General features: G+C 68.5%; 10 protein-coding genes. 1 reads left to right on the top strand and 9 read right to left on the bottom strand.

Translation table 11 applies throughout. The annotated features are described in order from the left end of the window. Positions 1 to 52 precede the first annotated feature (52 nt). The gene (locus OG953_RS06645; protein WP_405683013.1) at positions 53 to 2149 is read right to left on the bottom strand and encodes an alpha-galactosidase; all 2097 of its coding nucleotides are present in this window, start codon (positions 2147 to 2149) and stop codon (positions 53 to 55) included. Positions 2150 to 2374: 225 nt separating this feature from the next. On the opposite strand from OG953_RS06645, the gene OG953_RS06650 reads away from it, so the two are divergent. Then, complete coding sequence (locus tag OG953_RS06650) at positions 2375 to 3187, top strand: tyrosine-protein phosphatase (RefSeq protein ID WP_405683014.1); 813 nt, start codon at positions 2375 to 2377, stop codon at positions 3185 to 3187. 23 nt (positions 3188 to 3210) lie between these two features. On the opposite strand, the gene OG953_RS06655 is transcribed toward OG953_RS06650, so the two are convergent. From OG953_RS06655 to shc, 8 genes are all read right to left on the bottom strand, one after another. Continuing rightward, positions 3211 to 3378 carry a DUF6126 family protein gene (locus tag OG953_RS06655; protein WP_164495316.1) on the bottom strand — a complete coding sequence of 56 codons (168 nt, stop codon included), beginning with the start codon at positions 3376 to 3378 and terminating at the stop codon, positions 3211 to 3213. Positions 3379 to 3411: 33 nt separating this feature from the next. Continuing rightward, complete coding sequence (locus OG953_RS06660) at positions 3412 to 4020, bottom strand: helix-turn-helix domain-containing protein (RefSeq protein WP_405683015.1); 609 nt, start codon at positions 4018 to 4020, stop codon at positions 3412 to 3414. A gap of 84 nt (positions 4021 to 4104) precedes the next feature. Continuing rightward, a complete protein-coding gene (locus OG953_RS06665) occupies positions 4105 to 5502 on the bottom strand; it encodes an aspartate aminotransferase family protein (RefSeq protein WP_405683016.1) in 1398 nt (465 codons plus the stop codon). Next, the gene (dxs, locus tag OG953_RS06670) at positions 5499 to 7400 is read right to left on the bottom strand and encodes a 1-deoxy-D-xylulose-5-phosphate synthase (protein ID WP_405683017.1); all 1902 of its coding nucleotides are present in this window, start codon (positions 7398 to 7400) and stop codon (positions 5499 to 5501) included. The genes OG953_RS06665 and dxs overlap by 4 nt, the downstream gene beginning before the upstream one ends. A 26-nt stretch (positions 7401 to 7426) precedes the next feature. Further along, positions 7427 to 8593 (bottom strand): flavodoxin-dependent (E)-4-hydroxy-3-methylbut-2-enyl-diphosphate synthase, encoded by a 1167-nt coding sequence (gene ispG, locus OG953_RS06675; protein ID WP_405683018.1) that lies wholly within the window; start codon positions 8591 to 8593, stop codon positions 7427 to 7429. A gap of 4 nt (positions 8594 to 8597) precedes the next feature. Further along, positions 8598 to 9617, bottom strand: a complete 1020-nt coding sequence (hpnH, locus tag OG953_RS06680; protein ID WP_327271580.1) for an adenosyl-hopene transferase HpnH — start codon at positions 9615 to 9617, stop codon at positions 8598 to 8600. Positions 9618 to 9622: 5 nt separating this feature from the next. Continuing rightward, positions 9623 to 10282 carry a 1-hydroxy-2-methyl-2-butenyl 4-diphosphate reductase gene (locus OG953_RS06685; RefSeq protein WP_405683019.1) on the bottom strand — a complete coding sequence of 220 codons (660 nt, stop codon included), beginning with the start codon at positions 10280 to 10282 and terminating at the stop codon, positions 9623 to 9625. Then, positions 10282 to 12282 (bottom strand): squalene--hopene cyclase, encoded by a 2001-nt coding sequence (gene shc, locus OG953_RS06690; protein ID WP_405683020.1) that lies wholly within the window; start codon positions 12280 to 12282, stop codon positions 10282 to 10284. The genes OG953_RS06685 and shc overlap by 1 nt, the downstream gene beginning before the upstream one ends. Between the last annotated feature and the right edge of the window lie 47 nt (positions 12283 to 12329).

The following is a 12329-nucleotide window of genomic DNA, read 5'->3' on the forward strand; positions in this document are numbered from 1 at the left end:
GCAAGCGGGGTGTATTGAGCTAAATGCACAGATTACGGACATGTCATGCCCATCATTCGCGTCGCAGCCTCAGCACCCGCGCATCGAGATCCCCCCGAAGCCCGGTGTGCAGCCCCTGATGCAGCAGTACCGAACCGTGGTGCACGGCCCCCGTGTCCAGGCAGGTGTACGTCGCCGCGGGGTCGATCCCGCGCAACCGCAGGGCCGGGGGCCGCTCCCCGTACCTCTGCGCCTCGAGCCACATCAGGACCACGGTCTCGTCCCCGTGGACGTACTGGACCGCACTGAGTCCGCCGCGCGGGGCGCGCAGCCGGTACAGCGCGCCGTGCTGCACCACCGGCCGGATCTCCTTGTAGAGATCCACCCAGGTCCGCGCCTCGGCCAGCTCCTCCTCGCTCCACTCGGTGAGGTCCCCACCGACCCCGAGCACACCGGCCATCGCGCTCACGAAACGGAACCGCAGTGAGCTGACCCTGTCGTTGAGCTGGACATTCGGGCTGTCGGTGACCCAGGCGGCCATCACCCGGGCCGGATGGATCTGGCCGAAGCCCTCCTGGATGGTGAGGCGGTCGAGCGGGTCGGTGTTGTCGGAGGTCCACACCTGGTCCGTACGGGACAGAATCCCCAGGTCGATCCTGCCGCCGCCGCCCGAGCAGGACTCGAAGGCGACGGAGGGGTGCGCGGCCCGGAGCCGGTCGATCAGCGCGTACAGGGCGTCCACGTGCTCGATCCAGAGCTTCTGCTGATACTCCTCACCCGGCCAGCCCGCGTCGGTGAAGCTGCGGTTGAAGTCCCATTTCACATAGTCGACGGGCGTACTGGAGAGCAGTGTGTCCAGTTGCTCCCACAGATAGTTCTGCACATCGGTGCGGGCCAGATTGAGCACCAGTTGATTGCGGAACTCGGTCCGCGCCCGCCCGGGGAAATGCTGCACCCAGTCGGGGTGCGCGCGATAGAGATCGCTGTCGGCATTGACCATTTCCGGCTCGACCCAGATACCGAACTGCATGCCGAGTCCGTGCACTTCGTCGGCGAGCGGCTTCAGTCCGCCGGGAAAGCGGTCCGGATTCGGCGTCCAGTCGCCGAGCCCGGCCCGGTCGCTGGTGCGCTGCCCGAACCACGCGTCGTCCACGACGAACAGCTCGGCGCCCATCGCGGCGGCGCGCTCGGCGAGGGCGCGCTGCTGCTCCTGCGAGATGTCGAAGCCGGTCGCCTCCCAGGAGTTGTAGAGCACCGGCCGCAGGCTCTGTGCGTCCGGGATCACATGGGCCAGCTGCCAGGCGTGCCAGGCCCGGCTCGCCCCGCCGAACCCCTCCGCACTCCACAGACCGGCGAAGACGGGGGTGCTGTACGACTCCCCCGGCGCGAGCAGCAGCAGCCCCGAGTCGTCGTAGCCGGCGCCGCCGGTGATCTGTACGAGCCCATCGGGGAGTTGCTGTACGGAAATCCGCCACGACCCGGACCAGCCGAGCGCACAGCCGTACACCTCGCCGCTCTCCTCGGTCGCCGCACCGTCGGCGTCGAGTGCGACCCACGGCAGGTACTGGTGCCCGGTGTGGCCGCGCCTGCTGGAGATGACGCTCTCGCCGTACGTCAGCTCCGCCCGTGCAAGCTGCGACTCCGCCGCCCAGCGTCCGTGCAGCCGGCTCAGCCGCCAGCCGTCGCGGGCGGGCAGCGCCCAGGCTGCCGCGTCGGCGCGCAGCAGTTCCAGCGGCGGACCGTCCGGCCCGGCGTGGGCGACGGTGGCCCAGCGCTCGATCACATCGGAGTCGTCCCGCATCCGGTAGTGCAGGGTGAGGACGAGCCGGTGCACGGAGTCGGCGAATCCGATACGGAGTTCGTCTCCGTCGACCGTGGCGTCGGCAAAGGCCCACTCGGTGCCGCGGACCTCAGGGGTGCGTACCGAGAGGGCCGGGCGGACGAACCGGGGGCCGCCCTCCACGGGGTACTCCTCGCGGCCGTCGAGCTGGGACTCGAAGCCCCTGAAGGGTGGCTCCGGCGCTGCGGCCAGGGCCTCGGCCGCGGCAAGGGGGATCCGCGGCCCCCAGTGCAGATGGACCAGCTCGTCCCGCTCGGTGATTCGCAGTGCGTAGCTGCTGCTCGCCCCGGTGAGCAGCCAGGTCCGGCCCTTGTCGCCAGTCTCGATCATCGCATCCCCACATTCCAACAGTTCCGCACATCATCGACCATCGCCGGTGGGTGGGCAACGGCCTTGCAAGGAATTCACCGGGCGAATTCGCCGCAGGAGTACCGGGGTTCGCGGAAGTATCGACAAGCAATGACCAAGATGATTGCCTGAGGAATCAATGTCGTATCGTCGCGAGAGTGGCCTTGTCGGCGACTCGCGCCGGCGCCAGACACTCCAGGAGTCACTGTGACGCAGCAGTTGCCGCAGATCCCGTCGACGGAACCCGAGCTGGCGGGTGTCCGCAACTTCCGCGATGTGGGCGGACTGCCCACCGTGGACGGCCGGCGGGTGCGGTTCGGACGACTCTTCCGCAGTGGTCACCTCGCGCACGCCACCGCCGAGGACGCCGCCTTCCTGGGCGGTCTCGGTCTGCACACGGTCTTCGACTTCCGCAATGCGGCCGACCACCGGCTCGACGGCCTGGATGTGGAGCTGCCGGGCGTACGGAATGTGAGCATCCCGCTTTCCGACCCCGCCGACGGCACCGAGTTCTGGCGGATGGTCCGCGACGGGGACCTCGGCCAGCTGCGCTCGATCCTGGCCGACGGCAAGGGGGCGAACCGGATGATCGCCTCGTACCGCGCGATCATCCGGGACCGTACCGCCGAGCACAGCCGGGTTCTGCACGCCCTGGCCGAGGACAGCGTTCCCGCATTGATGCACTGCGCGGCGGGCAAGGACCGGGCCGGTCTGTCGATCGCGGTGTCACTGCTCGCGGTCGGTGTCGAGCGCGACGCCATCGAGGCCGACTACCTGAAGTCGAACGACGCCCACCGCCGCTACAAGGTGCGCCGCAGCGACACCTCGGCGGACGGTATGTCGGCCGAGGTGATGGAACTGCTCAATCCCCTTTTCGGCGCCCACGCCGACTACCTCGCAGCGGCCTTCGCCACCATCGAGGAGACCTGGGGCAGCACGGACCGCTATCTCTCCGAGGGGCTGAAACTCGCCCCCGAGACCCGTGGGCGGCTGCGCGACCGGCTCCTCGACGAGGCATAGACGGACCCGCTCGGCGGCGGTGGTCAGCCCTTGCCGGCCACCGCGAAGAGCAGGTAGAGGAAGGCCGCGAAGATGTGTCCGGCAATGAGATAGGCAAACAGCCGGATCACCACGCCGCGCGGAAACTTCCGCTCCTGGGCTTCGTAGTTCTTCTTGGACCCCAGCGGGTCGAAGTTCTCTGAATCGGACATGACAGTCCTCTCTGGTGACCGGACGGACCGGTCTCAGCGATGGTGGATGCCGCCACCGAGACACAGCTCGGCGGCGGGGCTCTGCAGCAGGGTGTGGACGAAGAGCAGCTCGGCACCGTCGCGATCGACGGCCCCGATCCGGTGCGGGGTGAGCGAGTCGAAGTGCGCACTGTCACCGGGAGCGAGATCGTGCACGGTGTCCCCGAGCGTCACTCGAAGGTGACCGACGAGCACATACAGCCACTCCTCGCCGGGATGGACACGCACGAGATCGCCCTGTACGCCGTACGGAACCCGCACGCGGAGCGCCTGCATCGCCCGGCCTGAACCGCCGGCCCGCTGGTACATCCAGCCGTCGGCCTCGGCCCCCTCGAACTTCCCGCCGCGGATGATCGCCTCCCGTTCCGGGGGCGTCTCGCCGAGCAGTTCGGAGACTGTCGTACCGTAGATCCTGGCAAGACCGAGGAGCATCGGCAGCGAAGGCTGCCGACGGCCCGTTTCGAGCCGGGAGAGATGGGCGGGTGAGAGCCCCGCCCGCTGAGCGGCGGTCTCCAGGGTGAGACCACGGCTGCGGCGCAGATCGCGCAGGCGTGGCGCGACCCCGGGCAGCTCGTCGGCCACCCCTCCGTCTGGAGTGTTCATGTACCCATTGGGCCAGGAACTTTCCTCCTAGGCAAATTTCTTACCTAGGAGGCAAACGAGGTAAGCCTTGCCGGGCCCGCGGGGTCAGCGGTTGGCGACGGCCTGTTTCACCAGGGTCCTGCCGAAGTCCCACATAAGCCCGCCGCCACTGTGAGCGTCGTCCATCACCGCGGTGAACGCCGCGACGAACCGGTCGACGTCCGGCTCCCCGATCACCAGCGGCGGAATCAGCTTGATCACTTCCAGATGATCGCCCGAGACCTGGGTGAGGATGCGGTGCTTCTGCAGCAGGGGCACCACCACCATCTGCGCGAAGAGGCCCTTGCGGGCCGCCTGCAGCATGGTCCAGCGGCTGCGCAGCTTCAGTGACGACGGCCGGCCGAACTCGATGCCGATCATCAGCCCGCGCCCGCGCACCTCGTACAGCAGCTCATAGCGGTCGACCAGTGCGGCCAGCCGCTCGCGCAGCAGATCACCGGTGCGGCGCGCACCCGCGACGGTCTCCTCGTCCTCCATCACCGTGAGGACCGCGAGCCCGGCCGCCATCGCCTGGGCGTTGGAGCCGAAGCTCGCGGAGTGGACCAGGACCCGGTCCATCGTCGAGTAGACGCGTCTGAAGATCCAGTCCTTGCCGAGGGTCGCCCCGACCGGCACATAGCCACCGGACAGAGCCTTGGCGACACAGACCAGATCGGGCTCGACACCCTCCTCGTGCTGGTACGCGTAGAAGTCGCCGGTCCTGCCGAGGCCGGTCTGCACCTCGTCGGCAATGAGCAGTGCCTTGTGCTTGTGCAGCAGTTCCTGCGCGTCCCGCAGGAAGCCGGGCGGCGCGGCGTGGACGCCCTTGCCCTGGATCGGCTCGACAACCAGTGCCGCCACATCACCGCGCTTCAGTTCACTGCGCAGTGCGTCGAGATCCCCGAGCTCGATGGCGGTGTCCGGCAGCAGCGGTGCGAAGCCGTCCCGGAAGCCGCTCTCCCCGTTGACCGAGAGCGAGCCGGTCGTCAGCCCGTGGAATGCGTGGGTGCAGTAGAGAATCCTGGGCCTGCCGGTGGCGTACCGTGCGAACTTCAGGGCGGTCTCGACAGCCTCCGTACCGCTGTTGCCGAAGAAGACCCGGTCCAGGTGCGGGCTGTGCGTGAGCAGCTTCTCGGCCAGCAGCCCGGGCAGCGGTTGGCAGTCGAAGCGGGTGAGATCGGCGAGCGAGGCGTCCAGGACGTCGTGCAGGGCCTTGCGTACGACGGGGTGGTGCCGGCCGAGGCCCATCACGCCGAACCCGGCGAGCATGTCGAGGTAGTCGTTGCCGTCCGCATCCCAGAAGTGCGCACCCTCGGCCCGTTCGTAGACCTTGTCGAAGCCGATGGTGTGCAGCATGCGGGGCAGCTGGTGGTTGAGGTATTTCGTGTGCAGCTCGTAGCGCTCGCCGCCGCGCTCCGCGAGGAGCTGTGCCAGGTCGAAGCCCTTGGGCCCGTCGTCCTTCATGCCCCGCTCTCCTCGGTCCTTGTCGCTGCTTCCTTGGCGGCCAGTACGGCGCTGATGCGCCCCGCGATCTCGACAGGGGTGAGCCCGATGTCGGCCAGCACCTCGGCGCGCTTGCCGTGGGCGAGGAACTGATCGGGGATGCCGAACGTCCGCAGCGGTACGTCGACCCCGGCATCCCGCAACGCCTGCCCGACCGCCGAACCAACGCCCCCTGCCCGGCTGTTGTCCTCGACGACGGCGACCAGCCGGTGCCGTTCGGCGAGCGGGGCCAGCTGTTCGTCGACCGGCTTGACCCAGCGCGGGTCGACGACGGTGCAGCGGATGCCGCCGCCCGCCAGCAGGTCTACGGCCTTCAGACAGACCGGGGCGAGCACACCGACGGCCACGAGCAGCACATCGGGGTCGTCCGCCCGGTGCAGTACGTCCATTCCGCCGATCCGGTCGATGGCCGGGATCGGCTCCCCCACCGACTCCTTGGGGAACCGGATCACGGTGGGTACGTCGTCGATGTCGACGGCCTCGCGGAGCTCGGCGCGCAGTTCGTCGGCGTCGCGCGGGGCGGCGATCCGCAGCCCGGGGACCACCTGCAGCATGGACATGTCCCACATGCCGTTGTGCGAGGGCCCGTCGGGACCGGTGACTCCGGCCCGGTCGAGGACGAAGGTCACCCCGCACTTGTGCAGCGCGACATCCATCAGCAGTTGGTCGAAGGCCCGGTTGAGGAAGGTGGCGTAGACGGCGACGACCGGATGCAGTCCGGCGGTGGCGAGTCCCGCTGCGCAGACCGCCGCGTGCTGCTCGGCGATCCCGACGTCCCAGACCCGGTCGGGGAACGCCTCGGCGAACTTCGTCAGTCCGACGGGGTGCAGCATCGCCGCGGTGATGGCCACGACATCCGGCCGCTCCGCGCCGATCGCGGCGATCTCGTCCCCGAACACCGAGGTCCAGGAGGGCGCTCCGGACGGGGCGAGCGGTGCGCAGGTCAGCGGGTCCATCGCGCCCACGGTGTGGAAGCGGTCGGCCTCGTCCCGGAGCGCGGGCGGGTAGCCGCGGCCCTTCTCGGTGAGGCAGTGCACCAGCACCGGGCCGTGGAAGCGTTTCGCCCGGTGCAGTGCGGATTCGACGGCCGCGATGTCATGACCGTCGATCGGCCCGACGTACTTGAGCCCGAGGTCCTCGAACATGCCCTGCGGGGCAAAGGCGTCCTTGAACCCCTTCTTCGCGCCGTGGAGCGACTCGTACAACGGCTGTCCGATGACGGGCGTCTGCTGGAGCACGCCCTTGCCCCAGGCGAGGAAGCGTTCGTATCCGTCGGTGGTACGGAGGGTGGCGAGGTGGTTGGCAAGACCGCCGATCGTGGGGCCGTAGGAGCGTTCGTTGTCGTTGACCACGATGACCAGCGGCCGGTCCCTCGCGGCCGCGATGTTGTTGAGCGCCTCCCAGGCCATCCCGCCGGTGAGGGCCCCGTCGCCGATGACGGCCACGACATGGTCGCTCCGCCCCAGCACCTGATGGGCCTTGGCGATGCCGTCGGCCCAGCCGAGGACGGTCGAGGCATGCGAGTTCTCGATGACGTCGTGCTCGGACTCCTCGCGGGAGGGGTAGCCGGAAAGGCCCCCCTTGCCGCGCAGCTTGGAGAAGTCCTGCCGCCCGGTGAGCAGTTTGTGCACGTAGCTCTGGTGCCCGGTGTCCCACAGGATGCGGTCCACGGGCGAGTCGAAGGCCCGGTGCAGGGCGATGGAGAGCTCCACCACCCCCAGGTTGGGCCCCAGATGACCGCCGGTCCTCGCCACCGCCCGGACGAGGAACTGTCTGATTTCCTCGGTGAGTTCGTCGAGTTGTGCTTCGCTCAGCGCCTTGAGATCGTGCGGCCCCCGGATGTTCTCCAGAATCGTCACGCTCGGGCCCCCTCTCTGGTTCTGTTTCAGCTCACGGTGACGGCGGGAACCCCCGACGGTGTCCCTGCGTCGTCCATGCCCTCGGCGACCTTCAGGGCTTCTTCGACCAGCGTCTCGACGATCTTCGATTCGGGCACGGTCTTGATGACCTCGCCCTTCACGAAGATCTGCCCCTTGCCGTTCCCGGAAGCGACACCCAGGTCCGCCTCACGGGCCTCACCCGGACCGTTGACGACGCAGCCCATCACGGCCACCCGCAAGGGCACCTCCATGCCCTCAAGACCCGCACTGACCTCATCCGCCAGCTTGTACACATCCACCTGCGCCCGACCGCACGACGGACACGACACGATCTCCAGCCGCCGCTGCTTCAGATTCAGCGACTCCAGAATCTGCAGCCCGACCTTGACCTCCTCGGCCGGCGGCGCCGACAGCGACACCCGGATCGTGTCCCCGATCCCCTCGCTCAGCAGCGCACCGAACGCCACCGCCGACTTGATCGTGCCCTGGAACGCCGGCCCCGCCTCCGTCACACCCAGATGCAGCGGATAGTCGCACTGCGCCGCCAGCTGACGGTACGCATTGACCATCACCACCGGATCGTTGTGCTTCACCGAGATCTTGATGTCCCGGAAACCGTGCTCCTCGAAGAGCGACGCCTCCCACAACGCCGACTCCACCAACGCCTCCGGAGTCGCCTTCCCGTACTTCTTCAGCAGCCGCGCATCCAGCGAACCGGCATTCACACCGATCCGGATCGGCGTACCCGCATCCTTCGCGGCCCGCGCGATCTCCTTCACCTTGTCGTCGAACTGCTTGATGTTCCCCGGATTCACCCGCACCGCCGCACAGCCCGCATCAATCGCAGCGAACACATACTTCGGCTGGAAATGAATGTCCGCGATCACCGGGATCTGCGACTTCTTCGCGATCGTCGCCAGCGCGTCCGCATCGTCCTGCGTCGGACACGCCACCCGCACGATCTGACAGCCCGACGCCGTCAGCTCCGCGATCTGCTGCAACGTCGCACCGATGTCCGACGTACGCGTCGTGGTCATCGACTGCACCGACACCGGCGCATCCCCGCCGACCGCAACCGACCCGACCTGAATGCGCCGCGAGTGGCGGCGCATCGCGAGCGGCCGGGCCGGCAACTCGGGGAGACCCAGTGCGACCGGTTCTCCAGGGGTCATGACGTCACCCGTTCCCGGAGACGGTCTCGCGCATGGCGCGCAGGGATTCCTTCAGCGATCCCATGGTGGCGAGGACGGCGGTGGGCTCGTATCCGCAGTGCGCCATGCAGTTGGCGCAGCGCGGGTCCTTGCCCCGGCCGTACTTGTCCCAGTCGGTCTCCTCGATGAGTTCGCGGTACGTCGGAACGTACCCGTCACTCATCAGATAGCAGGGCCGCTGCCAGCCGAAGAGCGAGTAGTTCGGGATCGCCCACGCGGTGCACGGGAAGTCCGCCTTGCCTTCCAGGAAGTCCAGGAACAGCGGCGAGTGGTTCAGTCGCCAGCGGGACCGGTTGCCGCCCGCGAACGACTTCTTGAAAAGTTCTCGGGTCTGCTCGACGCCGAGGAAGTGCTCCTGGTCGGGTGCCTTCTCGTACGCGTAGGCGGGCGAGATCATCATCTCGTCGACCTTCAGATCGTCATTGAGGTAGTTCAGGACCTCGATGACGGTCTGCGGGGTGTCGGTGTTGAAGAAGGTGGAGTTCGTGGTGACCCGGAAGCCGCGGCGCTTGGCCTCCTTGATCGCCGCCACCGCCTCGTCGAACACGCCTTCCTTGGCGACCGATTCATCGTGCCGTTCGCGCAGCCCGTCGATGTGCACGGCGAAGGCGAAGAACGGCGACGGGGTGAATTTCTCGATCTTCTTACGTAGCAGCATCGCATTGGTGCAGAGAAAGACGTACTTCTTCTTTTCCACCAACTGCCGCACGATTTCGTCGATCTGCGGGTGCATCAGGGGTTCGCCACCCGCGATGGAAACCATCGGGGCGCCCGATTCCAGTACCGCGCCGACGGCCTGGGCCACCGGCATGCGCTGCTTCAGAACTCCGGCCGGATGCTGGATCTTTCCGCAGCCCTCGCACGCCAGATTGCAGGCGAACAAAGGCTCCAGCTCGACAATGAGCGGGAACTTGTCCCGCTTGCGGAGCTTCTGTTCAATGAGGTACGTCGCAACCTTGATGGTCTGGCGGAGCGGCATGGCCATCTAGCTCACCTCCTGGGGAGCAGCAGAGATCGGTGCCATTCGTAGAAAGCCGGTAGGACGGCACGGAGAACACGGAAAGCCGATATTCCACCGCGTATCGTGCCGATGCGGACGAGCTCATGCTCGGGAGCGTCCACGACCACCCGTACGGCGGCAACCGGGCGTGGCCCGGACCGCAGGGCAGCGCGGAGAGTGGCGGCGGACTCCATGTCCACCGCGATCGCTCCGGTGGCCCGCAGCTCGGCCCGCTCATGTCCGCGTACGACATGGGCGGAGCCGGTCAGCGGACCGGTGTGGACGGTACGGCCGGGCACCGCACCGGCGAGGGCCTCGGCGAGCAGGCCCGTGCCGGTGCAGACCGTCGAGTCCCCGGATTCCCTGGTCTCGGCAGCGACCACCAGGTCCCCGGGGTGCATGCCGGGTGACAGCCCGGCGCAGAATCCGGAGGCGAGCACCGCCGTGCCGGGCGCCCGGTCCTGACCGAGCGCCCGTGACACGGCCGCCTCGGCGGCCTTGGGGCCCATGCCCGTACGGAGTACGGTCACCGGGCCCGGCGCGTCACCGGCCCTGCCTCTGCCGCTGCGCAGGGCGAATTGCTCGATGCCGAGCGCACAGGCGATCAGCAGTGGCACCGCGGGGCCGGCCGGCCCCGGACCATCGCCCATCAGGCCCCCTTGCGGGTGACCGTGCGGTCGGCGAACGGTTCGCCGTACACGTACCGTCCGAGTGCGGTGAGCGGAAAAACCTGCCGGTAGAGGTGGTAGTTGATGGAGAAGTCCCAGGGGAAGCCGGTTCCGGTGAAGTACGGCTCGTCCCAGGATCCGTCGACCTGCTGCGTCTCGCTGAGCCAGGACACTCCCCGCTGCACGGCCCTGCTGTCCCGCCGTCCTGCGGCAAGCAGTGCGAGCAGCGCCCACGCGGTCTGGGAGGCGGTCGAGGCGCCGTGCCCGATCCACTTGTCCTCCTGGTACGAGCGCAGGTCCTCGCCCCAGCCGCCGTCGCCGTTCTGTACGGACTCCAGCCAGCCGACCGCGCGGCGGATCGCCGGATGCGTGACGGGCAGTCCGGCGGCCACCAGCGCGGGCACCACCGACCCTGTGCCGTATACGTAGTTGACGCCCCAGCGGCCGAACCAGCCGCCGCTCGCGTCCTGTTCGGCAAGCAGCCACTCGATACCGCGCCGGGTGGCGGGGTGCCCGGACCGCCCCTCGACGGCGAGCATCTCGACCACGTGCCCGGTGACATCGGCGGACGGCGGGTCGATGACCTCACCGAAGTCGCAGAAGGGCAGCCGGTTGGGAAACGCGCTGGTGTTGTCCGCGTCGAACGCACCCCAGGCCCCGTTGCGGGACTGCATGCCGAGGTTCCAGCGCACTCCGCGCCTGATGGCGGCCTCGACGCGTGCCTTGTCGGGGTGACGGACCCGGCGCAGCGCGAGAACCACCTCCGCGGTGTCGTCGATGTCCGGGTAGTTGTCGTTGTGGAACTCGAACGCCCAGCCGCCCGGGTTGAGCCGGGGACGGCGCACGGACCAGTCGCCGGGCCGCACGATCTCCTCGCCGAGCATCCAGTCCGCGGCCTTCACGAGCGCCGGGTGGTCGGGGCTGACCCCGGCGTCGGCGAGGGCGATGGTGGCGAGGCAGGTGTCCCAGACCGGGGACTGACAGGCCTCGATCATCCGGGCGCCGTCCTCGCGCCAGACAGCGAAGCGGTCGAGCGAGGCAAGTCCGGCCCGCATCACCGGGTGGTCCAGGTCGTAGCCGAGCAGGTGCAGGGCGATGACGGAGTACACGGCGGGCGGCTGGATGCCTCCCCAGCAGCCGTCGTTCTCCTGGCGTTCGATGATCCAGCGGGCCGCGGCGTTCATGGCGGTCCGGCGCAGCTTGCGAGGTGCGATCCGGTGGTACGCGTGCAGCGCCTTGTCCAGGCGCTGGAAGACTCTGTCCCAGCTCGCCGCCGGAACGGCGGGCCTGGGCGGGTTCGGGTCGCGTGGGTCGGTGTGCAGCTCGTCGAGGGCGAAGGGGGCCGGGCGTACCGGCCGCTTGGCCGAGACGATGGTGAGCGGCACGATGGTCTGGCGGGCCCAGCAGCCGAAGTCATAGATGTTGAGCGGAACCCATTTGGGAAAGAACATCAGCTCGGGCGGGAGTTCCGGCAGGTCGTCCCATTTCCACCAGCCGAAGAGGGCGAGCCAGATCCGGGTGAAGACGCGGCTCGCCGCGATTCCGCCCTGTTCCCTGATCCATCCCGAAGCGCGGGCCATATGCGGTTCGTCCGGCCGGTCTCCGGCCAGCCGCAGTGCCACGTACGCCTCGATGGTGGTGGAGAGTTCGCCTGGGCCGCCGTGGAAGGTGGCCCAGGTGCCGTCGCCGCGCTGTTCGCCGCGGATGAAACGGCCGGCCGCCTGAACGGTGGCCTGGTCCTGAATGCCGAGGAATTGGCGGAGCAGCAGGTCTTCGGCGTCCATGGTGACGTTGGTGGCGAGGTCACCCTTCCACCAGCCCTGCTCGTCCTGCCTGCCGAGGAGATGCTCCACCGAGCGTTCCGCGGCCCGCCGCGCGGCGGCGAGTACGTCGTCCGCGGCGATGGTCGTATCGGTCGGATTACTGGCCGAGGCTGCGCGGGGGCTCACAGCCCCGGTGCTTCCGTCGGTCGTCGCTGTCATGGCTTCCCCTTCGTGCAGTTGTTCCTCTGCTGTGCTGGGGTCTCCGT

The sequence above is a fragment of the Streptomyces sp. NBC_00057 genome (genome assembly GCF_045041165.1).
Lineage (GTDB): Bacteria > Actinomycetota > Actinomycetes > Streptomycetales > Streptomycetaceae > Streptomyces.

Coding starts and splice junctions, on each gene's coding strand:
- OG953_RS06645 (WP_405683013.1), bottom strand. CDS start 2,149: ATGATCGAGACTGGCGACAAGGGCCGGACCTGGCTGCTCACCGGGGCG.
- OG953_RS06655 (WP_164495316.1), bottom strand. CDS start 3,378: ATGTCCGATTCAGAGAACTTCGACCCGCTGGGGTCCAAGAAGAACTAC.
- OG953_RS06660 (WP_405683015.1), bottom strand. CDS start 4,020: ATGAACACTCCAGACGGAGGGGTGGCCGACGAGCTGCCCGGGGTCGCG.
- OG953_RS06665 (WP_405683016.1), bottom strand. CDS start 5,502: ATGAAGGACGACGGGCCCAAGGGCTTCGACCTGGCACAGCTCCTCGCG.
- ispG (WP_405683018.1), bottom strand. CDS start 8,593: ATGACCCCTGGAGAACCGGTCGCACTGGGTCTCCCCGAGTTGCCGGCC.
- hpnH (WP_327271580.1), bottom strand. CDS start 9,617: ATGGCCATGCCGCTCCGCCAGACCATCAAGGTTGCGACGTACCTCATT.
- OG953_RS06685 (WP_405683019.1), bottom strand. CDS start 10,282: ATGGGCGATGGTCCGGGGCCGGCCGGCCCCGCGGTGCCACTGCTGATC.
- shc (WP_405683020.1), bottom strand. CDS start 12,282: ATGACAGCGACGACCGACGGAAGCACCGGGGCTGTGAGCCCCCGCGCA.